Here is a 23517-nt window from a genome sequence, read left to right as displayed (position 1 = left end):
TGGACAGCCAGGTTAGCGGTCGCTAACATCGGACCGGAGGTTAACGACCGCTAACTTCGAGGGAGCCCATGGACACGCCGGCACTGGGGACGTCTGCAGCCCCGGACAGCGAGGCCTACGCCCGCAACGCGACGTCGCACGCGGAGCTGGTCGAGGACCTCCGCAAACGTTTGGCGAGCACCCGGCTCGGCGGGCCGGAGAAGTCGCGGGTCCGGCACGTCGAGCGCGGCAAGCTGCTCCCGCGCGACCGCGTCGACACCCTGCTGGACCCGGGCTCGCCGTTCCTGGAGCTGTCGCCGCTGGCCGCGACCGGACTCTACGACGACGAAGCCCCGGCCGCGGGCATCATCACCGGGATCGGGCGCGTCTCCGGGCGCGAGTGCGTGGTCGTCGCCAACGACGCCACCGTCAAGGGCGGCACGTACTACCCGATGACGGTGAAGAAGCACCTGCGCGCCCAGGAGGTCGCGCTGCACAACAACCTGCCGTGCGTCTACCTGGTGGACTCCGGTGGCGCGTTCCTGCCCAGGCAGGACGAGGTCTTCCCGGATCGTGAGCACTTCGGCCGGATCTTCTACAACCAGGCCACGATGTCCGCGCGCGGCATCCCGCAGATCGCCGCGGTGCTCGGCTCCTGCACCGCCGGCGGTGCGTACGTCCCGGCGATGAGCGACGAGGCCGTGATCGTCCGGAACCAGGGCACGATCTTCCTCGGCGGCCCGCCGCTGGTGAAGGCCGCGACCGGCGAGGTCGTCACGGCGGAGGAGCTGGGCGGCGGCGACGTGCACTCGCGGCAGTCCGGCGTCACCGACCACCTGGCCGACGACGACGCCCACGCGCTGCGGATCGTCCGCTCGATCGTCTCGACGCTCGGGCCGCGCACCCCGCGCCCGTGGGACGTCCTCCCGACCGAGGCGCCGGCCGTCGACCCGGCCGAGCTGTACGGCGTCGTGCCGACCGACCCGCGCACGCCGTACGACGTGCGCGAGGTGATCGCGCGGATCGTCGACGGCAGCCGCTTCGGGGAGTTCAAGAAGGAGTACGGCTCGACGCTGGTCACCGGGTTCGCCCGGATCCACGGCCACCCGGTCGGCATCGTCGCGAACAACGGCGTGCTCTTCGCCGAGTCCGCGATGAAGGGCGCGCACTTCATCGAGCTGTGCGACAAGCGCTCGATCCCGCTGCTGTTCCTGCAGAACATCACCGGCTTCATGGTCGGCAAGGCGTACGAAGCCGGCGGCATCGCCAAGCACGGCGCGAAGATGGTCACCGCGGTCGCGTGCGCGCGGGTGCCGAAGTTAACGGTCGTTATCGGCGGCTCGTTCGGCGCGGGGAACTACTCGATGTGCGGCCGGGCGTACTCGCCGCGGTTCCTGTGGATGTGGCCGAACGCGCGGATCTCGGTGATGGGCGGCGAGCAGGCGGCATCGGTGCTCTCGACTGTCCGCCGCGACTCGATCGAGGCACGCGGCGGCGAATGGTCCACGGAGGACGAAGAGACGTTCAAGGACCCGATCCGCGAGCAGTACGAGGCCCAGGGCAGCCCGTACTACTCCACCGCGCGACTGTGGGACGACGGCGTCATCGACCCGGCCGACACCCGCACGGTGCTCGGCCTCGCGCTCTCGACCGCGGCGAACGCGCCCCTGGCTGCCGTTAACTACGGCGTCTTCCGGATGTGAGGGATGATGTTCGACTCAGTACTGGTCGCGAACCGCGGCGAGATCGCGGTGCGGGTCATCCGCACGCTGCGTGACCTCGGCATCCGCGCCGTCGCCGTCTACAGCGACGCCGACGCCGAGGCCCGGCACGTCCACGAGGCGGATACCGCCGTCCGGATCGGGCCCGCCGAAGCCTCGAAGAGTTACCTGTCCATTCCGGCCATCGTGGACGCCGCCGTGTCGTCGGGCGCGCAGGCCGTGCACCCGGGGTACGGCTTCCTGGCCGAGAACGCCGAGTTCGCGCGGGCCTGCGAGGCCGCCGGGCTCGTGTTCATCGGGCCGCCGGTCGACGCGATCGACGCCATGGGAGACAAGATCCGCGCCAAGGCGACGGTGTCGAAGGCCGGCGTCCCCGTCGTGCCCGGTGCGTCCGATGTGGACATTCCGTCCGGCGGGTTCGCCGCCGCCGCGGCGGACGTCGGCTATCCGTTGCTGATCAAGCCGTCCGCCGGTGGTGGTGGCAAGGGCATGCGACTGGTGCACGCTCCCGATGAGCTGGACGACGCCATCGAGTCGGCGCGGCGCGAGGCCAAGAGTTCCTTCGGCGACGACACCCTGCTGATCGAGCGGTTCGTCACGACCCCGCGGCACATCGAGATCCAGGTCATGGCCGACAAGCACGGCCACGTGATCCACCTCGGCGAGCGCGAGTGCAGCCTGCAGCGGCGGCACCAGAAGATCATCGAGGAAGCGCCTTCGGTGCTGCTCGACGAGGCCACTCGCGACAAGATGGGCACGGCGGCCGCCGAGGCGGCGCGCTCGGTCGGGTACGTCGGCGCGGGCACCGTCGAGTTCATCATGTCGGCGCACAACCCGGACGAGTTCTTCTTCATGGAGATGAACACCCGGCTGCAGGTCGAGCACCCGGTCACCGAGCTGGTCACCGGCCTCGACCTCGTCGAGTGGCAGGTCCGCGTCGCGGCGGGAGAGCACCTTTCCGTCCAGCAGTCGGACGTCGTGATCAACGGCCACGCCATCGAAGCGCGCGTGTACGCGGAGGACCCGGCGCGCGGCTTCATCCCGACCGGTGGCACGGTGCTGGCGGTGCACGAGCCGTCCGGCGACGGCGTGCGCGTCGACTCGTGGATGACGCCCGGCGCGGTGATCGGCTCGAACTACGACCCGATGCTGGCCAAGGTCATCGCCTGGGGCCCGGACCGGGCGGCCGCGCTGCACCGGCTCGACCGGGCGCTGGCCGACACGGCGCTGCTGGGCGTCGGCACGAACACCGCGTTCCTGCGCGGGTTGCTGGCCGACAACGACGTGCGCGCCGGTCGTCTCGACACCGAACTGGTCGACCGCCGGCTGTCCGAACTGGTTTCCTCGGACGTGCCCGCGGAGTTCTTCGCCGCGGCCGCGCTGGACCGTCTGCTGGAGCTGCAGCCCTCGGGGTCCATTGTGGACCCCTGGGACATCCCGGACGGCTGGCGGATGGGCGCGTCCCGCGGTGTGGTGTTCCGGCTGAAGTCGGGACAGACGTCGGCCGTGGTCCGGGTGGAAGGAACGCCTTCTGCCGCGAACGTTTTCGTCGACGACGCGGAACCCGTGCGCGTCTCGGCTCGGCGTGACGGTTTCATGCTGGAAGTCCGGCACGCCGGCCGGTTCGACCGCTACCGGCACGCGTCCGGTCCTGATCGGACGGTCTGGCTGGCTCGCGACGGACTGAGCTTTCCCTTCGGGGAGCAGGAGTTCGTGTTGTCCGCGCGTGGCGAGGCGGCCGGAGCCGGGCCGGTCACCAGCCCGATGCCGGGCACGGTGCTCGTGGTGAAGGTCGCCGCGGGTGACGTCGTCCGGGCCGGGACGCCGTTGCTGGTGGTCGAAGCGATGAAGATGGAGCACACGGTCACCGCGCCGATCGACGGTGTGGTCAGCGAACTTCCCGTCCGGGCCGGCCAGCAGGTCGCGCTCGACGAAACCCTTGCCGTCGTCTCGCCCCAAGAGGAGCAGCAGTGATCGACTTCCGTCTGGACGAGGAGTACGAGGCCCTCCGCAAGACCGTCGAGGACTTCGCGCACGCCGAGGTGGCGCCGGTGATTGGCGACCTCTACGAGAAGGAAGAATTCCCGTACGCCATCGTCGCGAAGATGGGCGAGATGGGCCTGTTCGGCCTGCCGTTCCCCGAGGAGTTCGGCGGCATGGGCGGCGACTACTTCGCCCTGTGCCTGGCACTGGAAGAACTCGCGCGCGTCGACTCGTCGGTCGCGATCACCCTCGAAGCCGGCGTTTCCCTGGGTGCGATGCCGATCTACCGTTTCGGCACGCAGGAGCAGAAGGAGCACTGGCTCCCGTCACTGTGCGAGGGGACGGCGCTGGGCGGCTTCGGCCTGACCGAGCCGGGCGGCGGTTCGGACGCGGGCGCGACCCGCACGCGCGCCGCGCTGGACGGCGACGAGTGGGTCGTCAACGGCAGCAAGGCGTTCATCACGAACTCGGGCACGGACATCACGCGCCTGGTCACGGTCACCGCCGTCACGGACGTGATGGAGAACGGCCGCAAGGAGATCTCGGCGATCCTCATCCCGTCGGGCACGCCGGGTTTCGAGGTCGCGCCGAAGTACTCGAAGGTCGGCTGGAACTGCTCGGACACGCACGAACTGTCCTTTTCGGACGTCCGCGTCCCGGTCGAGAACCTGGTCGGCGTGCGCGGCCGCGGTTACGCCCAGTTCCTGTCCATTTTGGACGAGGGCCGCATCGCCATCGCCGCGCTGTCGGTGGGCCTGGCCCAGGGCTGCGTCGACGAATGCCTGCAGTACGTCAAGGACCGCGTCGCGTTCGGCAAGCGCATCGGTGAATACCAGGCGATCCAGTTCAAGATCGCCGACATGGAGGTCCGCACCCACACGGCCCGCCTGGCCTACTACCAGGCGGCGTCCAAGATGCTGCGCGGCGAGCCGTTCAAGAAGGAAGCTTCGATCGCCAAACTGGTGGCCTCGAACGCGGCGATGGACAACGCCCGCGACGCAACCCAGATCTTCGGCGGCTACGGCTTCATGAACGAGTACCCGGTGAGCCGCTTCTACCGCGACGCGAAGATCCTGGAGATCGGCGAGGGCACGAGCGAGGTCCAGAAGATGCTGATCTCCCGCCACCTGGGCGTGGGCTGACTTCCCCGAAGCGCGCCCCGCGCCTCCGCTTGGTCCGGAATCCGACACCCTGTCGCCGACCGCGAGGGCCATCCTGGCCCCGTCCGGCCCACGCCGGCGGCGCGACCGAAGCCGTCCAGCACGCCCCTGGCGTGTGGTCACCGGTGCAAGAGCGCGCTAGCGTGACCACGCCCGTCCTTGACGGGCTACTGCGCTTCGGTCGAGCAGTTCGAGTCGCAGTACCGGGCTGGGCTGAAGTATCCCTGCACCTCCTTTCTGCCGTAACACCGCTTTCACGATCTCCGACTGTGTCTCGCAAGGACGCGGTAAGGAGGTCGCAATGGGAAAGTTATCCTTCGCCGGGCTTTGCACCGTGGTTTGCTGCGTTGTAGTCGGCTGCTCCTCGCCAGAGGCGAGGGCGCCGGTCGCGGCTGAGGCCGTCACATCGCTGCCGTCGAGTCCGACGCCGACGAGCCCGACCCTGCTGGCCACCGCTTCCGGCGCGCCCAGCACGACCACGGTCCCGCCGTCCACTGAGCCGGCGGGGGCGTTTCCGGCGGGCTTCCCGAAGGTGGTGACCGTCCGGGCGCTTCCGAGTCAAGTCCGGAACTGGTACCAGATGGGCGGGAACACGAAGGCCGTACAGCTGGCGCCGGGTGGCTGGACTCCCTTGCAGGACGGGGCCGAGGTCCAAGACGCTGTCGATGCCGAGGTTCTCGACGGTTTCTGCAGTTCCGTCAAAGCGTTCGAACGGCAGTACCGGCAGGGTCGCACGTACCCCGGCACCTGCAGGTGAGTGCCGCCGGCCTCGGGAAAGCACGCCCGCGCCGCCGCCTGGTCCGGTAAACAGGGGGCATGGACAACACCGTCATCCGATCGGGTGACCCCGGGGACGCCGACATCCTGCTGCGCTTCTTCGACGAAGCCGTCGAGTGGCTGGTCGCCCGCGGTAGCTCCGGGCAGTGGGGGACCGAGCCGTGGAGCAACGTCCCGAAGCGCGTCGAGCGGGTCACGGGCATGGTTGCCGACCCCGGGCTGCGGATCGCGATGGTCGGCGGCGAGCCCGCCGGCGCGCTGATCGTCTCCGAGGAGCACGACCCGCACGTGCCGGCGGTCGACGAGCGTGAGCTGTATGTCCGATTGCTGATCACGTCGCGGCGGTTCACCGGGCAGCGCGTCGGCGGGCGGCTCGTCGAGTACGCGCTCGACGAGGCGCGCCGCCGGGGTATCGACCTCGTGCGCGTCGACTGCTGGGCCGGTGGCGACGGCGAGCTGCAGCGCTACTACGAGAGCCAGGGCTTCAAGCCGACGGTGCGGTTCACCGTCGACACCTGGGTCGGACAGGTCCTCGAGCAACGCGTGGGGTAGCGCGAGCGCAACACTGTCAAGTCCGTGCGCCCCGAGGACGTCGCCGACGCCATCGTGAGCACCCTGCGCAAGCCGCGGAGAGCGCTCCCTGGGCGGGCACGGAGTAACTCGGACGGCCTAGCGACTGTCCGAATTGGACGTGCTTGCCGAGTGCTTGCAAGTGTGGCGATGTTGAGCCGCGCGTGCCCGCCCTGGCAAGATTGGCTGGAGTTCGCCGGGAACCTTCAGGAGGCAGCAGAAATGGTTTCACCGCCCGCACGGCTGGCCGCCGCGGCGTCGAACGTGGTCGGCAAGGTGCTGCACGGCGGTGTCGCCGATCTCCGCCCGATGCCGCGGGTGCTGGTCGACCAGGGCCCCAACCGCTCGCTGTACCGCATGACGCACAGCGGCGGCGCGGTGTCCGGGCCGCCGGTGCTGCTGGTGCCGCCGCTGGCCGCGCCGGCGATCTGCTTCGACCTGCGGCGTGGCTGCAGCCTCCTCGAGCACCTCGTCGACGGCGGCCGCAACGCCTACCTCGTCGACTACGGCATGGTCGCGTTCTCCGACCGGCGCCTGGGCATCGAGCACTGGATCGACGAGGTGCTGCCGCGCGCGATCCGCAAGGTCAGCGCCGAAAACGGCGGGCAGGCCGTGCACCTGGTGTCGTGGTCGCTGGGCGGGATCTTCTCCCTGCTGGTGAACGCCGACCAGCCGGACCTCCCGATCGCGTCGATCACGGCGATCGGCTCCCCGGTGGACTTCACGGCGATCCCGATCGTCGCGCCGTTCCGCCCGCTGGTCGACCTGACGGGCGGCCACCTGCTGACGCCGATCTACCGCGCGTTCGGCGGTGCACCGTCCTATTTGGTCAGCCGGGTCTTCCGCGCGACGGGCATCAGCAAGGAGATCACGAAGCCGATCGCGATCCTGTCGCACCTCGACGACCGCGACTACCTCGCGCAGATCGAGGCGGTGGACCACTTCATGAGCAACATGTACGCCTACCCCGGGCGCACGTTCGGCCAGCTGTACCACCGCCTGTTCCGCACGAACGACCTGGCGGAGGGCAAGGTGGACCTCAACGGCCGCGTCATCTCGCTGTCGACGGTGAAGGTCCCGACGCTGGTCGTGGCGGGCGAGAATGACACCATCGCGCCGCGGGCCTCGGTGGAGCGCGTGGTCGAGCTGCTGGACAACGCCCCCGAAGTCCGCTTCAAGACGGCGCCGGGCGGCCACCTGGGCGTCCTGACCGGCCGCAAGGCGCGCGGGACGACGTGGCGCTACCTGGACGAGTTCCTCGACGACCAGATCGCCGCGTCGGAGTCCTGACCAGACCGAGACAGCCCGGAGGGGCCCGTCTCACCGCAACAGCGTGACGGGCCCTCCGAGCGCGACTACTTCAGCTGAGCACTCGTCTTCCCCAGGATCCGGCGCGCCACGATGAGCTGCTGAATCTGCTGGGTCCCCTCGAAGATGTCGAGGATCTTCGCGTCCCGGGCCCACTTCTCGAGGAGCGACTCCTCGCCGTACGCCCCGGTCAGCTCGACGCACTTCAGCGCGATGTCCACCACCGAACGCCCGGCCTTGGCCTTCGCCATCGACGCCTGCAGCGAGTTCGGCTTGCGGTTGTCCGCCATCCACGCCGACTCCAGCGTCAGCAGGTACGCCGACTCGTAGTCCGCTTCCAGGCGGAGGAACTCCGCCGCCGCCGCGTGCTGCGTGTGCGCCGGGCGGTCGTAGTCGATGTCGACACCCGCCTCGGTGAGGATCCGGCGCGTCTCCTCCAGCGCCGCCCTCGCGACGCCGATCGCCATCGCCGCCACCAGCGGGCGGGTGTTATCAAACGTTTGCATGACGCCCGCGAAACCCTTGGCGGTGTCGATTTCAGGCGTGCCCAAGAGGTTCTCCGCGGGCACGCGGCAGTTCTCGAAGCGCAGCACCGCCGTGTCGGACGCGCGGATGCCGAGCTTGTGCTCTACCCGCACCACCTCGAAGCCCGGCGTGCCCTTCTCGACGACGAACGACTTGATCGCCGCGCGGCCCTTGGACTTGTCCAGCGTCGCCCACACGACGACCGCGTCCGCGCGCTCGCCGGACGTCACGAAGATCTTTTCGCCGTTGAGGATGTAGTCGTCGCCGTCGAGCCGCGCGGTCGTGCTGACCGCCGCGGAGTCCGAGCCGAAACCGGGCTCGGTGATCGCCATCGCCGCCCACAGCCCGGAGAAGCGCTTGAGCTGCTCGTCCGTCGCGACCGAGCCGATCGCGGCGTTGCCGAGGCCCTGGCGCGGCATCGACAGCAGCAGCCCGACGTCACCCCAGCACATCTCGATCGTGCCGAGGACGACGTTCAGGTTGGCGCCGTTGCGGTTGCCCTTTTCGGGCTCGTCCTTGGACCGGCGGACGCCCGCCGCGCCCGCGCCGCCCTCGCCGGAGGAGTTGAGGCCGTCCAGCAGGGCTGCGAACATGTCCAGCTCGGCCGGGTAGGTGTGCTCCGCGCGGTCGTACTTGCGCGAGATCGGCCGGAACACCTCGGCCGCGGCCTGGTACGCCTGGTTGATCAGCGCGCCGGCCTTCTTGGGAGCTTCCAGGTTAATCATCGTTAACGCCTTTCGAGAAAGCCTAGAGAAGGACGGCGCCTTCCATGACGCCGATGGCGCGCAGGTCCCGGTACCAGCGCTCGACCGGGTGCTCCTTGACGAAGCCGTGCCCGCCGAGCAGCTGCACGCCCGCGTTGCCGATCTGCATGCCCTTGTCCACGGCCAGCTTCCGGGCCAGCGCGACCTCGCGGGCGTACGGCTTGCCCTGCTCGGCGCGCGCGGCGGCGCGCAGCGTGACCAGCCGCAGGCCCTCCAGCTCGATCGCGATATCGGCGACGGAGAACGCCACGGCCTGCCGGTGGCTGATCGGCTCGCCGAAGGCGACCCGGTCGTTGACGTAGGGGACGACGTAGTCGAGGACGGCCTTCGCGGTGCCGGCGGCCAGCGCCGCCCAGCCCAGCCGCGAAAGGCGGACGAGCTCGGTGAAGACGTCCGCCTTGCCGCCGCCGAGCAGCGCCCCCGCGGGTAGCGACACCTTCTCGAGGTGCAGCTTTCCGGTCGCGGCGCCGCGCAGGCCCATGGCCGGCTCGGCCTCGATCGTCACCCCGGCGGTCGACGACTCGACGAGGAACAGCGCCGGGCCGCGGCCTTCGAGGTCGGCGGAGACGATGAACAGCTCCGCCTGCGCCGCACGCGGGACCAGTGACTTCACGCCGTCGAGCTGGTAGCCCTTGGGTGTGCGGCGCGCCTTCGTGGCGGGCTTGAACGGGTCGTACAGCGCCCGCTGCTCCTGCAGCGCGAGCGCCGCGGCGGGCACGTTCTCGCCGACGAACGCCGGCAGGTAGTCCGCCTGCTGCTGCTCGTCGCCCCAGCTGACCAGCGCGGTGCTGACCGCGGACGGCGCGAGCACCGCCACGGCGAGCCCGAGGTCACCGTGCGCGAGGGCCTCCGCGACCAGGGCGTTGGTGACGACCGAGCGTTCGGCGCCGACGCCGCCCAGCTCCTCGGGGATGCCGACCAGGCTGATGCCCAGCTCGGCGGCCCGGCTGAGCAGGCCTTCCGGGGCTTCGAGCTTGGCGTCGGCGTCCGCGGCGGCCGGGCGCAGCTGCTCGGCGGCGAACTCCGTCACCGTCTCGACGATGAGCTGCTGGTCCTCGCTCGGGGTGAGGTCGAACAGCCCGGTGTCGGATGCCGGCGCGAGCCGGGCGGGCTTGCCCAGCTTCTGCACCGACTTGAACGACCGGGTGGCCGCGCCCGCGGCGCGGAAGCCGTTGCGCGTCCCCGTCGTGACCAGGCCTTCGATGGGCTTGCGCAGCCCGGCCCGATCCACGACTTTGCTCCCGGCCAGCCGGGTCAGCGCGGACAGGCCCCAGCCCATCGCGTCCCGTTTCCTTGGCGCAGCCATTGTGGCCCTCCATCCGCGTTACCTACTCGCGAGTAGGTTAACCCGGTATCCGCCGCGGCGCCAGTGCAGGGGTCACTTACGAGTGATCGGCGTGCACCTGCTTCCGCCATTCCGCGAACTGAAGACGTTCGAACGTGATCAGCCCGAGTACCGCGACGGCGACGACGAGGACCAGCACGGCGGCCGGCACGTGCTCCAGCAACGGCGTCGCGGCGAGCACCAGGACGGCCAGGACCAGCCGCTGGTAGTTCCAGCTGCCGAGGTTGCGCTTGCGCAGCGAGCTCAGCGCGACGAGGTAGAGCGCGAGCCCGCCGGTCAACGTCCAGACCGGCACGCCGTGCAGCGCCTCGCCGGGGGCATGGTTCTCGGTGTCGGCGACGTACAGCAGCGCCTTCTTGAGGCCGAGGGCGACCAGCACGATCCCGGCGATCAACGGCAGGTGCAGGAAGGTGTAGGAGTCGGTGGCGAGGCTTCGCGCGCTCACGCCCGGTCGCTCGCGTCAGCCGGTGCTCGGACACCCGCGCGACGACGTCGAAGTAGCTCCACCACATCCCCGCGGCCAGCGCCAGCCCGCACACGGCCGCCCCCGCGACCGGCCACGACATCGGCAGCGCCCCGATCCCGATCCCGATCGCCACGATCGACTCCCCGAGGGCGATGATCACGATCAACCCGAACCGCTCGGCGAAGTGTGCGGGCGAGTTCAACCGCCAGCCGTCAGGCCCGGCGAGGTACACGTTGAGATAGTCGGCGAGCAGCGCGACGACCCACAGTCCGAGCTGCCACGGCCCGTCCAACGTGGTGCTCACAGCGAGCAACACAACACTGGGCAACAGCCCGACGAACATCCGAAGCAGCACCCGCCTGAGCCCCGGATCATGCCGCGCGGCCCCCAGGTAGGCGACGAGGTGCAGCAACCGCACGAGCGCGTAGCAGGCAACGAACAACACGGGCGCGAACAACCCGCCGGGATGATCGACGAAGGCCTCGGGAATGGTGAGGGAGACGAGGAACATCACGGCCATCGCCCCGAACATCGCCAGCCGAGCGATCCCGTGGTCGACGTGGATGGTCGTCCCGAGCCAGGCATAGGAGCACCAGCACCACCACAGGACAGCGAGCATGGCCAGCCCCTGCCCGACCCCGAGCAGGCTCAGGTGGTCGGCCATCAGCTGGGTGGTCTGGGTGATGGCATAGACGAAGACCAGGTCGAAGAAGAGCTCGATGGTCGAGACACGGTGGTCTTCATCCGCGCTCACCAGGTGCAGGCGTCTCGTTGGCACGCCGAATTATGGCCGCCCCACACCTGCGACGTCGGCGTTTCGGCGTAACGCCCTGCGCGAACATGGCCGAGCGTGCACACGTCTGGGACAATGAGCCCGGGACGTGGGGAGGTGGGCCGTGCATCCCTATCCGGCCGCACTGCACAAGACGATCATGGCCGTGGACATCGCCGGCTACAACGACCCGATGCGCACGATGACCCACTTGCACGAAGTGCACGAGGGCCTCTGGGCGGTCCTGAAGGGCGGGTTCGCCGAGACCGGTATCCCCTGGGACGTCTGCTTCGTCGAGAACACCGGCGACGGCGCAATGATCCTCTTGCCCCCTGAAATCGCGAAGGTGGACCTGGTCGCGCAGCTCCCGGAGCGGATGCACGCGGAGCTGCGCCGGTACAACGCGGTGCACTCCGAAGCCGCGCGGATGCACCTGCGGCTGGCGTTGAACGCCGGCGAGGTGGGGCAGGGCGGGCACGGTTCGGTCAGCAAGGCCGTGAGCTTCACGTTCCGGCTGCTGGACGCGCCCGCGGCGAAGGCCGCGCAGAAAGCCACGGGAGCGGAACTGGCCCTGATCGCCGCCGACACGTTCTACCGCGACGTCGTGACCGAGGACCCGGCTGCGGCTCCTGACGAGTACCGGCGGATTCCGGTGGTGGTCAAGGAAACGACGACCACGGCGTGGTTGCGCCTTTTGGGTGCCCCGCCGGTCGAAATCGTGGTGCCGGCATCGCGCCCGCGTTTCGATCCCGGCGATCGGCCGGCGTCTTTCGCGGTGTTGGTCGAAGCGCTCCTGGCGATCACTTGTGTGCGGAACGCGGAAAGCCGCAGGCTCCTGCTGGGGATGGTTCCCCGGCGGGAAATCGCGGCGGCGGTTCCGCACCAGTCGGAAGACCGCCTGCACGTGATCGAACTCGCGCGCACCTGCGAACGGTACGAAGGCGGTCTCGAGGAACTGCTTGCCACGGTGCGGCTGCTCGAACCCGGATCGCCGCAGGTGGAAGAGCTGGCCGCGGTGATCGCGAGCCGCTCGGGTCTTCGAGTTCGTTAGCAGTTGTCCGGCTTTTGCCCCTTTTCCGGCGTCGCCGAATAGGTAGACTCGCGATCTTCGGGGCACTTCGCGGGGGCGGGAGGTGGTACGCCGGTGTCGGCAAGGCAAGTGCGTCCCCCCATCGGTATCCCGATTCGCCGTGCACTCGTCGACGTCCTGGTGGTGGCGGGCTTCGCTGACGACAAGTCCATCCGCACGTTGATGGTCGCGGAGTTGCGGCGAACTCTCGACCATCCCTTCACCGTGCCGGACCAGTTGGGCCCCCGTGCTCAGCTGATCGAGATCGTCAACGGCTGCAGCGTGCTCGACGACGGTCTGCCGGCGTTGGCCGAGGTGCTCGAATTCCTCCGGCCGGGGACGAAGGAGTGCGCCCAGTTCCGCGATTTGGTGGATTCCCTGCCCTTGCGGGATGTGGTATCGGAATCGGATTTGGAACAGTTCCGGCAGCAACTCCAGGGGTTCGCGCCACCCGGGCTCCGGGCGGCCGTTCGCCGTGCCGCCCGGCACGTCGTCCCGGCACCGCTCTTCCCGGACGCGGCGGAAGCCTTCTCCGGCCTTGCGGACTTCAACGCCGCGCCCGGAGAGCTGCCACCGGTCGTGGCCTTCGCCGAGCTGATCTCGGCCGAATGCGACGAACAGCTGGCCGCGAACCTGCGCAGGTGGTCTGACGGACAGGCGCACCGCCTTCGGCTCGAAGGTGCGCTTCGTGAGCTTCGTTCGCAGGTAACCCCAGCTCGGTCGGGGCGACTGCACCTGACGATCATGATCAGCCCGGACCCGGTCGACCCGGATCGCCACGAGATCTCGCACTGGCGGCAGGACGATCCCGACGAATGGCCGCCCCCTCGCGGGGAAACCGTCGTGGCCAAGACGGCGGATCTGGAAGGCGAGGTGGCGAAAACGATCTCTGCGGCGGAAGAAGCGTGGTCGGAAAGCGACGCGGAAGCCGCCATCGAGTTCGTGCTCCCGCGCGGTTTGCTGGGTCTACCGGTGCACACTTGGCGCACGGAGCGTGAGCTCGGCGGCCCGCAGCCGTTGTACATGGCTTATCCGACGGTTATTCGTTCACTGGAACGGATGAGCTCCCGTCGTTCGCACCGGGTTTGGCGTCGGCGGTGGGCTTCTTGGACGGAGGAACCATCCGTCGAACGGGTGTATTTCTGCGAGTCCGGCGACACTGAAGATCGTCAACACCTCGACGCGATTTTCAGCGACGAGCGGTGGCTCATGACGGTGCTGACAGCGACTCCTCCGGCGAACCCGATTCCCGGCCGGGACGAGCTTTTCGCCGCTTTACGAGCGGGCTTGCCGATCGTCGTATGGCACCCTACGGTCTCTTCGGAAGTCGTGCGCGAGGTGGTAACCTGGTTGGCCGGAAGTGACGATTTGGGGAATTTGCCGGCACTGACCCGGAAACACCGGCTCGACGCGCTCCGAAATCGGTCGTCGTCCCCGGATGGCGGCATCCTAGGGGATCTGGTGGTGCTATGGGACGACCCGAACCGGATGCTCCCTCTCGCCGACGGCGGAACCGGGCCGGTTCCGGGAGGGGGTGCCGATGAGCACGACCGAGCGTCCTGAGAGCACGCACGACTGGTGGATCTACCGGGGCACCGGTCATCCGCTGCAGGACACGCACCTGGCCGATCGGCTGCCACCGCCACCGCCGTGGCGCGACTTCCGCCGGGACGACGAGCCGCTGGCCGTCGACGTGCCGCAGGACGACGCCGAGACCGACCGGCGCCTGGGCGTGGAACTGAGCTTCACCGCCGGGCACGCCGACCGCGCCGAAGTCGACATGGTCAACGCCGCGTTGTACCTGCGCCGTCCGCTCCTGGTGACCGGGAAACCCGGCAGCGGGAAATCGACACTGGCCTACCGGATCTCCCGCGAGCTGCGGCTGGGGCGCGTGCTCCGCTGGTCGGTCACTTCGCAGACCACGTTGAAATCCGGGCTCTACGACTACGACGCCATCGGCCGCCTGCAAGCGTCGCAGGCCCGCGGTTCCGGTCCGGAAGACCGGCCCGTCGGCGACTTCTTCCGGCTGCGCGAACTGGGGACGGCGTTCCTGCCGCGGCGGCTGCCCCGGGTTCTGCTCGTCGACGAGCTGGACAAGGCCGAGTCCGACCTGCCCCACGACCTGCTGTCGATCTTCGAAGACGGCGAGTACCTCATCCCGGAGCTTGCGCGGGACGCCCGTCATTCGCCCGTCGCCGAGGTGTTCACGGCGGATCCCGGTTACACGGCGGAGATCGAGAACGGCGTCGTCCGGTGCTCGGCGTTCCCCGTCGTCATCATCACCAGCAACGGGGAACGGGACTTCCCGCCCGCGTTCCTGCGCCGGTGCCTGCGCCTGGACATGAAGGATCCCGGACCGGCGAAGCTGGCCGCCATCGTCGCCGCGCACGCCCTCGACCCGAAGCATCGCGCGGTGCAGATCGAAGACTTCGTCGCGCGGCGGGCGGCGCTCGGGGGACTGCCCGCGGACAAGCTGCTCGACGCGATCTTCCTGGCGACGTCCGGGGCGTACCGGCCGGACGACCCGGGCTGGCCGGGCCTGGTCGAAGCACTCTGGCAGCACCTGAACCAGCAGGGGCACTGAAATGCCGGAAAACCCGGGTGGCCGTGAAGACCACGACCTGACGGCGGATGAGGTCGCCGACGGGCTGTGGCTGATGGCCGCCATCGCGGCGAACTCGGCGGACAAGCCCGAACCGCCTGCCCCGACGGAGCCTCCAACCCGGGACGAGCCGCCTGAGACAGCTGCCGTGCATCCTCCACCGATGATTCCGAGGGAGGAGCCCGGGCGTGGCGAGGACCGGCCGCCGCCCCCCGACCTGCCACCGGTCGTGCTGACCGAACTCGAGCACTCCCGGGCGACCGCGGGCGGCTTGCTCGACGCCGGAGAAGAATCGCCGTCGGCCGGTGCGACGTCCCCACTTCCCGATATCGGGAAGCTCGTCCGCGCCTTCCGGTCTTTCAAGAAGAAGGTTCCTTCGGACCAGCCGGAAGACGTCGAACTCGACGAGGAACGGACCGTCGACCGCAGCGCGGAAGCGGGGATGCTCTTCCCCGTCATGAAACGGACGCGCCTCCCGTGGCTGCACCTGACGCTGGTGGTCGAGCAGGCGCCGTCGATGGCGCTCTGGGCCCCGACCATCGCGGCGTTCGTCACGCTGTGCCAGCGGCGGCTCGGGATCTTCCGTTCGGTCCAGGTGCGACTGCTGGAGACGGGGAAGACCGGGCGTGCCGAGGGCGGGATGGTCCTGGGGCCGGTTCTGCGCGGCGGGACGCCGGACAGCCCGGCGCGGGGCGCCGGCGAGCCGGTCGACTCCTCGGGCCGACGGCTGATGCTCGTGCTGACCGACGGCATCAGCGACGCCTGGCACCGGGACCTCGTGCAGCCCCTGCTGGCGCGATGGGGCCGCAAGGTTCCGGTCGCGGTGGTGCACCTGCTGCCTCGGCGGCTATGGGCCCGAGGCGGCGTCGACGCGCAGAACGCCGAGATCACGACCAAGGGACCGATGCGCCCCAACGCTTCGTACCTCGTCCGGTTGACCGACTTCCTGCTCGACGAATTCGACCAGGCGGAACTGACTGCGGACTCCGTCGCGGTCCCGGTACTGGAACTGGAAGAACGGTGGTTTCGCAGGTGGGCGGAGGTCGTCACGGGCCGGGCGGACGTCCCGCGGAAATGTTCCGTCATGGTGATTCGCGACCGGCCGACGGGAGGGGTAACCGAATCGAGTGAAATTCCGGTTCCGCGTGAAAATGAGGTGAACTCAAACGAGCGAGTGAGAGATTTTCACAGTCAGGCTTCGCCGTCGGCGTTCCGGCTGGCCACGCTCCTCGCCGCGGTTCCGGTGGACCTCGACGTCGCGTCGGCGGTGCAGGCGGAGATGCTGCCCGGTTCCGGCCCGGACCACCTCGTGGAGGTGTTCACGAGCGGCCTGCTGCGGCACGAGGGCGATCGGCAGCCCTGGGATCGCAACACCCCGTGGGAATTCTCCGGCCAGACCAGAAGAGTGCTGCTCAGCGGCGCACGGAGATCGGACACCGCGCACGCGGTCCGGGCGGCGTCCCGGCAGTACGGTGAGCAGAACCCCACGCTGGCCCGGCTGCAGGCGGCACTGGTCGAACCGGACTCGACCCCGGACCCGGAACCCGCGACCGCGTCGCATGCCGAGATAGCGCTTGAACGAGATGTGATGAGTGCGTTGTCGGGTCCATACTTATCGCGAGCGGATCGCTTGGCCAGACTGAACACGGGTTCTCCGAGTTCACCCGGTTTGCGCGGTTCCCCTACTATGGACAACGATGTTAGCGCTGCTAGCATCCCGGCGGTGACGATGTCGCAGGAACTCAAGCAGTCGGGTGCCCCTAGCGAGCCCGCGGCCACGGATGTGGCGGACCAGACGGAACGCTCTCCGGAGACGAAAGACAAAACTGCGGACCACGCGAGTGTCGTCGCCAGCGTGGGAGCTTCCACTTCGCGCCAGGTAAGGCGTTCGGGTGAAGAGGTCCCCCCAGTCTGGGGCTCGATTCCCCCGCCCAATCCGAACTTCACCGGCCGCGGCGACCTGCTCTCCCATCTGAGTGAACTACTGGGCGCCGGCACCACCGCGGTGCTTCCCGCCACCCTGCATGGGATGGGCGGCATCGGTAAGACCCAGATGGCCACCGAATACATCTACCGGCACTTGCAGGACTACGACATCGTCTGGTGGATCCAGGCCACCCAGCCGACCCAGATCCACGCGTCACTCACCGAACTGGCTCAGCACCTCCGCCTGCCGGGCGCCGACGAGGCCATCACCGCTGTGCCCGCGGTCAAGGAGGCACTGCGCCTCGGCCGACCGTACCGACGGTGGCTGCTCGTTTTCGACTCGGCCGAAGACCCGGACGTGGTCCGCCCGTTCTTCCCGGTCGGCGGCACCGGTGACATCCTCGTGACCTCGCGCAACCCGAATTGGGCGGGAATGGCGCGGCCCCTCGAGGTGGCCATCTTCGAACGCAGCGAAAGCAAGATGCTGCTGAGCAGGCGCGGACCCCAACTCGACGACGCCGACGCCGACCGCATCGCCGAAAAGCTGGGCGACCTGCCGCTGGCGATCGAGCAAGCCGCGACCTGGCTGGCCGAAACCGGCATGAGGGCCGGGGAGTACCTGGAACTGTTCGACGAGAAGGTCGCGGAAATCCTCGAGACGTCGGGCCCGCAGGACTACGAAACCTCGGTGGCCGCCGCGTGGAACGTGTCGTTCGACCAGCTGAGCGTCAGCAACCCAGCGGCACATCAGCTGCTACAGGTTTGTGCTTTTTTCGCCCCTGAACCGGTGTCGCGTAACTTGTTCGCCGGCGTTCGCGGACTCACGGTGTCACCCGAACTCGACACGGCGTTGCGTGATCCGATCAAGCTGAGCCGGGCCATTCGCGACATCAACCGGTTCGGCCTCGCGAAGATCGACCACCGCACCGACACCATCCTCCTGCACCGGCTCGTGCAGCTGGTCTTGCGCAACCGCATGTCGGAGCAACACCGCAAAGACATGCGGCACGGCGCACACCAGCTGCTGGCCAACCTCGACCCCAGAGACCCGAAATCGCCCCGGCAATGGCAGCGCTACCACGAGGTGCTGCCGCACATCTACGACGCCGAGCTGATCGAGTGCACGGACCAGTGGGTGCGGCAGCTGGTGATCAACCTGATGAAGTTCCTCTACCACTGGGGTGACCACGACAGCGCGGTCACGCTCGCTGAACGCGCGGTACAGGCGTGGCAGCATGACCGGGAAGAACGGCATCGCAGGGGCGAAGCGCCCATCGAAGACCCGCCGTTGCAGGAGTTGGAGGCGTCCGAGCGGCTGGCGTTCTTCCAATGGACTGTCGGACGTTACGAAGACGCGGCGAGGACCAGCCACGACACCTATGACCGCTACCGGGAATCGATTGGTTCCGATCGGGAAGAGACGCTCGGCGCCGCATTGACTTATGCGGTCATCCTGAAGGCGCGCGGTGACTTCGCGGAAGCCGCCCAGCGAAACGAAGAGATCTACATCAAGGCACGGGGATTGTTCGGCAACGACGATCCAATCACACTTGTCGCTGCCAATGACTATGCCACGGCGCTGCTCCTGATCGGGGACTATGCGCAGGCGAACACATTGGCCGCGGATACCTACCGCCGAAGAGCGGAGGTCATCGGCTACGACAACGCGTCGACCGTCACGACACAGGTCCTGATGGTGATCGCCCGACGTGAGCTAGGCGACTACCCGTGGGCGCGGATCGAGCAGCAGCAGATCACCGACCGGGTCGAGCAGTTCTACGGTACGGACACCATCAGCACCCTGCGCCGTAAGTACCACCTGGCGGTTGCATGCCGGAAGGACGGCGACCACGACGCGGCTCGCGCGATCTCCGAGGACGCACTCCGTCGGTTCAGAATCCGGTACGGCGACAAGCACCCCAACGCACTGGCTTGTGCGCTCGGGTACTCGATCGACCTGCGGCACGCGCACGAGTTCTCACGGGCACGTGAACTGGGCGAGGAGGTCTTCGACCTTTACCGCGAGAGCCTGGGAGAGAAGCACCCCCACACGCTCTCCGCGGCGCTCGACCTCGGCGTCACGATGCGGCTGTCCGGCGACCCGTCCAGTGCGCGAGTCCTGGACGAACGTTCGCTGGAGGAGTTCCGGGCGCAACTGGGCGAGGATCACCCGCACACGATCGTGTGCGCGATCGACGTCGCGAGTGATCTCGCCGCGCTGGACCGCCTCGAAGAAGCCGCCGAGCGTGATGCGGAACTGCTGGTGCGTTCACGACGGGTGCTCGGCGAAGACCATCCGACGACCTTGGCCGTTCAGCTCAACCGTTCGCTCGACCTCAGGGTGCTTGGACTGACGGAAGAAGCAGAGCAGCTCTACACCGACGTTTTGAACCGCTATCGCCACGTACTGGGTGAAACACACCCGGGCACGATCGCTGCGTCGCGTGGCATTCGCGCCGACTGTGACATCGACCCGATGCCGCTTTAGGCGTTCCTGTCACACCTTCGTCCAGGTGTGCACGGATAGTTCGGAGGCGGACGACCTGACGCGGCCGGGACGTGTGCCCGGCTGCGCCCGGGTCGAGCGACGCGCAAGCGCGGCATGAGGTATGGCAGTTGGAGCTTTGCCGTTCTGATCCGAACTGGACCGGTTTCGCGAACCGCTTTGCTGCGCGAACAACGCTGCATAAAATCCCCCATGTTACTACAGCTACTGCGTAGAACAAAAGGTGCCTCACAGGTGAAGCTGCGCTCCGGTCGGGTAGCGTCCGCCGCCACCGATTCTTTTTCAGGCGTTCCGGCTGAACACGTTGAGAGGATTTGGCGATGGGACTTTTCGAGGGATCTGTAATTCCCTCTGCTGAACTTTCACTTGCTCTGGCTGATGGTTTCAGCGTCAGTGACTTTGTCATTGCCAGCGTAGGCTTTGTCACTGTTGCGACGACTGTCGGCGTCACTTGGATCGCGCACCGTGTGCGCAAGGCTGATCGGGCCCGGTTGGCTCACGAAAAGGTCCTTCAGTTGCTGAATCAAGGCGAAAAGATCGGGGACCGCCTGTGTGGTGATGTCCTGCTCACCTGCGCTGAGGTCGAGAGGCTCAACATCGTCGATTTTCGGATTTCTGCCAGGCAGCTCGCCGGCCAGAACGTCGGCGGAGCCGGTGCTCAGCTTCGCGAGATCGCAGAGCTCGCTCAACGGCTTGAGGATCTGGCGGTGCCCGGACCGAGTGTGATCGTCACCGCGTCCGCTGGAGATCCGTCCACTGAAGATCAGCGCCTGAAGATCGCTCGGCAGAAGCGGATCGCCACGAACCTGCTTCAGAAGATCGACACAGCACGGCAGGTCCTCCTATCTCAGCCGTAACGCCAGGTCGGCTCGTCGAAACGTCGCCGGATACCTCGGCCCGGTCAGTGGGTGAACCGGCCGATCCACCCTGCGATGGTTTCGACCGGCGGTGGCGTGTCGGTGTTCGCGCGAAGCGCCCGGTGCACCGCCCGTACCAGCTCTGGGCGGTGCAGCAGTGCTCGAGCCGCTGGTCCCGTTCCGCAGGCTGTCAGAGCCAGTCCCAGCCCTACGAATGCTGCCGGGTCGTCAGGGTCGGCCGCGAGTAGGCGCCGGTACCCGGCTGTCGCGGGCTCGAGGCGACCGGCGACCAGCGCCAGGTCCGCGTCGGTCACGCCGGGGACGGTGTGGCCGTGTTCGGCGAGCGCGGTTTCGCCGCGGCCGAGCCGTAGCCGGATCAGGTCGGTCCGGGCATTGGTCCAGCGGCCGTCGGGCACTGGCGTCGGGGTGCGCGGCTCGGCAGGTTTGCCGATTTTGGGCCAGGATTCCCCACGGCGCCACGCGGCGGCGAGCCCCGCTACCATCTCGGCGTCCGGGCGCAGGTGCCGGAGGCGCCAGGTGGCGTAGTGGTCGGCGGCCGCTGTCATCGCCCAGGCTCCGGGTCTGGCGACGAGTGATTCGTCCTGCCAAGGGGTCATCTCGGCCGCGATGCTGTCGAGGAACCGGTGCCCGGTCGAGGTCAGGCTTGCGTCGCCGCGTACCTCCCGCAGAGTGCGCCAAGTGGCGCTTCGCGACAGCGCGAACTCGAACGACGCAAGAGCGTTCTCCGGTTCGGCCATGGCCAGCGCCCGCCAAAAGCCCGTCACCCCGAAGAACGCGTAGATTCCGTGCAGGACACCACCGATCGGCCGCGGATCATCCCGCCAAGGTGCGTACAACCGCTCGCGGGGATCGTCGGTGTGCAGGGTGGCCAGGTGCTGGACACCGCCGAGCCGGATGTGCTGGAACTCGTGGACGAGCGCGGCGGCGAGCTGCTCGGAGTCGCCGCTGTACGCCACGATCGCACTGCCGAACGCTTCTCCGGTGGACGCGCTGGGCAACCGGAAGGCGACGGCCGGGGCCGGCACCAGCGATTCGAGCCCGGCGGGCAAGGCCTCGGCCACGTCAGGCACGTGGGTGGCCAGGAGTTGCCACGCATCGTGGACTACGGTGCGCCACGATTCGACTTCCAAAGCGGTTAGCCGCTTCGGTGGAATCGGCTCGTAGAGGCCGCGATAGGGGTCGAGGTCGTCGAGCCTGATCGAAAGCCGCCGGTCACCGTGCCAGCTCGTGATCCGGCGGACGGGCAGCCAGTTCGCCGTTTCGACGCTCAGATCGTCCGGTAGCCGGATCTCGGCGTGCCGGTTCCGGACGACGATCCCGTCGTCTCCGGCGGCCACTCGCGCCACCCCGAACGGTTCGCTGGTACGCAACCGGACCATGCCGAGCGTCGGCAACGACACGGTGCCCTGCCAGATCGGGAGTTCCGCCTCGAAGCCGGCTCCGGCTCGGACCGCCGCGGCGGCGGCCAGGCAGTGCACGTGGCCGAGGTGAACCCAGAAGGGGCAGACGCCGGTCACGTCCTGGCGGCACAACCGGGTGGTGTAGCCGGCCCAGCTCCCGGTGTAAGGATGGGCGAGAATCGTTTCGACCGCGGCGGGATCCTGTTGCTGAATTCTAGCCAGCAGCTCCCACGCCCATTCGGGCGACGGGAGCGGGGCGGAAACCTCGGGGGATTTGGCCGCCTGATCGATGATTCCCCTCAACAGGAGCAGCCGTCTGCTCCGCTCGGTCGCACGCAGGTGCCCCACCAGGCCCGGACCGCCTCCGCCCCTGGCGAATGCGTCGAAATCGGTCCACGACAGGTGGTGGGGGATCAGTTTGTCAGTGGTCACGGTCAGTCGACTCGCCGGGCACCTTCGCTGCCGCTCGCCGTCACCGGGATAAAGGAAACCCGCTCCGCTGCGTGCCGCAATGCTTTGCGCAATTCGCTGCCGTCCAAGGTGCGCAGCTCCGACAGTGGTACCGCACCGAGATCGAGGACTGCGGATTCGATTCCCGCTTCCGTACCGGAGCGTGCAGACTGCATCGCGATTCCCCTCTCACAGGGAGAACGGACCCCGTCGGCCCACTCGGTATTGTCCCGCATTCCCGGCGATTGCGATAGGGACGGAGGCCGTACGCCGTCCGGACGACGCCGCGACGCCGGTCGAGCGTGGCCGTGGACGGCTTGACCTGTGACAATGAGATCCTGCCGCGAACTTGGGGAGGTCCGGTGGTCATGGACTCGGCCGCGTACCACAAGACGATCATGGCGCTGGACATCGCCGGCTACAACGACCCCAGACGCACGACGGCGCACCGCCTGGTGGTGCACGAAGGGCTCTGGAGCCTGCTGCGCACGTCGTTCGCGGAGGTCGGTGTGCCCTGGGACGTGCTCTTCCAGGAGAACACCGGTGACGGTGCGATGATCCAACTGCCCGCCCAGGTGGCGAAAGCGGACCTCGTGGCCGCGTTGCCCGACCGGATGCTGGCGGAACTGCGGCGCTACAACGCGGTGCACGCCGAAGAGGCGCACGTGCAGTTGCGCGTGGCCTTCCACGCCGGCGAGGTCTACCAAGGCAGTCACGGCACCGTCAGTGACGCGACCAGCCACGCCTTCCGCTTGGTCGACGCACCGGAAGCGAAGAGTGCGTTGAAAACGTCCGGCGCGGCACTCGCACTGATCGTTTCGGATTCGTTCTACCAGGACGTCGTACGGGCCGACCCCGCGGCGGACGCTCCCTCCTACCACCGCATCCGCGTTTCGGTCAAGGAAACGAAGACGGAAGCTTGGCTGCGTTTGCTGGGCGCGGCCGTCAACGGGTTTCCGGTGCGCGAATTTCCGCGCCCAGTGGCGGCGGACGCGTTTTCGGCGTTGGTGGACGCGTTGCTCGCGGTACCTTGCGTCCGCAAGGCCGAGAGCCGCCACCTGCTGCTGGACCTGTTCCCCCGCAGGGAGATCGCGGACGTGGTTCCGCACCACGCCGAAGACCGCCTGCACGTGATCGCGCTGGCCAGGACGTGTCAGCGGTTCACCCGTGGCCTCGCCGATCTGCTGGACGCGATCAGGATGCTGGAGCCGGAGTCCCCGCAAGTCGACGCTCTCGCCGTGATCATCGAAGTGTTGTGACGCATCGGTATTCGGCCGGCCATCCCGCTTCACGCCACCTTGTGTCCACCTTTTGCC

The 23517-nt window shown here is 68.3% G+C and carries 15 protein-coding genes and 1 pseudogene; 11 read left to right on the top strand and 5 right to left on the bottom strand.

What is annotated here, in order from left to right; translation table 11 throughout:
• Positions 1-68: 68 nt before the first annotated feature.
• The 5 genes from VA596_RS02445 to VA596_RS02425 all read left to right on the top strand — a co-directional run bounded on the left by VA596_RS02445 (position 69) and on the right by VA596_RS02425 (position 7480).
• The gene (locus VA596_RS02445) at positions 69-1682 is read left to right on the top strand and encodes a carboxyl transferase domain-containing protein (RefSeq protein ID WP_323323134.1); all 1614 of its coding nucleotides are present in this window, start codon (positions 69-71) and stop codon (positions 1680-1682) included.
• A 6-nt stretch (positions 1683-1688) separates the two neighbouring features.
• Positions 1689-3674, top strand: coding sequence for an acetyl/propionyl/methylcrotonyl-CoA carboxylase subunit alpha (locus VA596_RS02440; RefSeq protein WP_323325607.1), 1986 nt, complete (start codon positions 1689-1691; stop codon positions 3672-3674).
• Positions 3671-4825, top strand: coding sequence for an acyl-CoA dehydrogenase family protein (locus VA596_RS02435; RefSeq protein ID WP_323323132.1), 1155 nt, complete (start codon positions 3671-3673; stop codon positions 4823-4825). Before VA596_RS02440 ends, VA596_RS02435 begins: the two co-directional genes overlap by 4 nt.
• Positions 4826-5659: 834 nt before the next feature.
• Positions 5660-6172 carry a GNAT family N-acetyltransferase gene (locus VA596_RS02430; protein ID WP_323323130.1) on the top strand — a complete coding sequence of 171 codons (513 nt, stop codon included), beginning with the start codon at positions 5660-5662 and terminating at the stop codon, positions 6170-6172.
• Positions 6173-6412: 240 nt separating this feature from the next.
• Positions 6413-7480: an alpha/beta hydrolase gene (locus tag VA596_RS02425; RefSeq protein ID WP_323323128.1), complete on the top strand. Its 1068-nt coding sequence runs from the start codon at positions 6413-6415 to the stop codon at positions 7478-7480.
• Between the two features lie 65 nt (positions 7481-7545).
• On the opposite strand, the gene VA596_RS02420 is transcribed toward VA596_RS02425, so the two are convergent.
• The 3 genes and pseudogenes from VA596_RS02420 to VA596_RS02410 form a co-directional block, all read right to left on the bottom strand.
• A complete protein-coding gene (locus VA596_RS02420; RefSeq protein ID WP_323323127.1) occupies positions 7546-8748 on the bottom strand; it encodes an acyl-CoA dehydrogenase family protein in 1203 nt (400 codons plus the stop codon).
• Positions 8749-8770: 22 nt separating this feature from the next.
• A complete protein-coding gene (locus VA596_RS02415; protein ID WP_323325605.1) occupies positions 8771-10066 on the bottom strand; it encodes an acyl-CoA dehydrogenase family protein in 1296 nt (431 codons plus the stop codon).
• 103 nt (positions 10067-10169) lie between these two features.
• Positions 10170-11376: pseudogene (locus tag VA596_RS02410) on the bottom strand (low temperature requirement protein A).
• A gap of 154 nt (positions 11377-11530) precedes the next feature.
• Here VA596_RS02410 and VA596_RS02405 point away from each other — a divergent pair.
• The 5 genes from VA596_RS02405 (at position 11531) to VA596_RS02385 (ending at position 20330) form a co-directional block, all read left to right on the top strand.
• Positions 11531-12421, top strand: coding sequence for an effector-associated domain 2-containing protein (locus VA596_RS02405; protein WP_323323125.1), 891 nt, complete (start codon positions 11531-11533; stop codon positions 12419-12421).
• A gap of 108 nt (positions 12422-12529) precedes the next feature.
• Complete coding sequence (locus VA596_RS02400) at positions 12530-14002, top strand: VMAP-C domain-containing protein (RefSeq protein WP_323323123.1); 1473 nt, start codon at positions 12530-12532, stop codon at positions 14000-14002.
• The gene (locus VA596_RS02395) at positions 13980-15023 is read left to right on the top strand and encodes an AAA family ATPase (RefSeq protein WP_323323121.1); all 1044 of its coding nucleotides are present in this window, start codon (positions 13980-13982) and stop codon (positions 15021-15023) included. Before VA596_RS02400 ends, VA596_RS02395 begins: the two co-directional genes overlap by 23 nt.
• A gap of 1 nt (position 15024) precedes the next feature.
• On the top strand, positions 15025-19455 hold the full coding sequence (gene fxsT, locus VA596_RS02390; protein WP_323323119.1) for an FxSxx-COOH system tetratricopeptide repeat protein: 4431 nt from the start codon (positions 15025-15027) through the stop codon (positions 19453-19455).
• 338 nt (positions 19456-19793) lie between these two features.
• Complete coding sequence (locus tag VA596_RS02385) at positions 19794-20330, top strand: hypothetical protein (RefSeq protein WP_323323117.1); 537 nt, start codon at positions 19794-19796, stop codon at positions 20328-20330.
• A 44-nt stretch (positions 20331-20374) separates the two neighbouring features.
• Here the strand turns inward: VA596_RS02385 and VA596_RS02380 are convergent, their stop codons facing one another.
• The gene (locus VA596_RS02380) at positions 20375-22183 is read right to left on the bottom strand and encodes an aKG-HExxH-type peptide beta-hydroxylase (RefSeq protein ID WP_323323115.1); all 1809 of its coding nucleotides are present in this window, start codon (positions 22181-22183) and stop codon (positions 20375-20377) included.
• 2 nt (positions 22184-22185) lie between these two features.
• Entirely contained in the window at positions 22186-22377 is a 192-nt protein-coding gene (locus tag VA596_RS02375; RefSeq protein WP_323323113.1) for a hypothetical protein, read from the bottom strand.
• Between the two features lie 132 nt (positions 22378-22509).
• On the opposite strand from VA596_RS02375, the gene VA596_RS02370 reads away from it, so the two are divergent.
• On the top strand, positions 22510-23460 hold the full coding sequence (locus VA596_RS02370) for an effector-associated domain 2-containing protein (protein ID WP_323323111.1): 951 nt from the start codon (positions 22510-22512) through the stop codon (positions 23458-23460).
• Positions 23461-23517 lie beyond the last annotated feature (57 nt).

Origin of the sequence: Amycolatopsis heterodermiae, assembly GCF_034929455.1 — a bacterium.
Lineage (GTDB): Bacteria > Actinomycetota > Actinomycetes > Mycobacteriales > Pseudonocardiaceae > Amycolatopsis > Amycolatopsis heterodermiae.
Note: the sequence above shows the minus strand (reverse complement) of the source record. Positions and strands in the feature narration are given on the sequence as shown.

Coding starts and splice junctions, on each gene's coding strand:
- VA596_RS02445 (WP_323323134.1), top strand. CDS start 69: ATGGACACGCCGGCACTGGGGACGTCTGCAGCCCCGGACAGCGAGGCC.
- VA596_RS02440 (WP_323325607.1), top strand. CDS start 1,689: ATGTTCGACTCAGTACTGGTCGCGAACCGCGGCGAGATCGCGGTGCGG.
- VA596_RS02430 (WP_323323130.1), top strand. CDS start 5,660: ATGGACAACACCGTCATCCGATCGGGTGACCCCGGGGACGCCGACATC.
- VA596_RS02425 (WP_323323128.1), top strand. CDS start 6,413: ATGGTTTCACCGCCCGCACGGCTGGCCGCCGCGGCGTCGAACGTGGTC.
- VA596_RS02420 (WP_323323127.1), bottom strand. CDS start 8,748: ATGATTAACCTGGAAGCTCCCAAGAAGGCCGGCGCGCTGATCAACCAG.
- VA596_RS02415 (WP_323325605.1), bottom strand. CDS start 10,066: ATGGGCTGGGGCCTGTCCGCGCTGACCCGGCTGGCCGGGAGCAAAGTC.
- VA596_RS02405 (WP_323323125.1), top strand. CDS start 11,531: ATGGCCGTGGACATCGCCGGCTACAACGACCCGATGCGCACGATGACC.
- VA596_RS02395 (WP_323323121.1), top strand. CDS start 13,980: ATGAGCACGACCGAGCGTCCTGAGAGCACGCACGACTGGTGGATCTAC.
- fxsT (WP_323323119.1), top strand. CDS start 15,025: ATGCCGGAAAACCCGGGTGGCCGTGAAGACCACGACCTGACGGCGGAT.
- VA596_RS02385 (WP_323323117.1), top strand. CDS start 19,794: ATGGGACTTTTCGAGGGATCTGTAATTCCCTCTGCTGAACTTTCACTT.
- VA596_RS02375 (WP_323323113.1), bottom strand. CDS start 22,377: ATGCAGTCTGCACGCTCCGGTACGGAAGCGGGAATCGAATCCGCAGTC.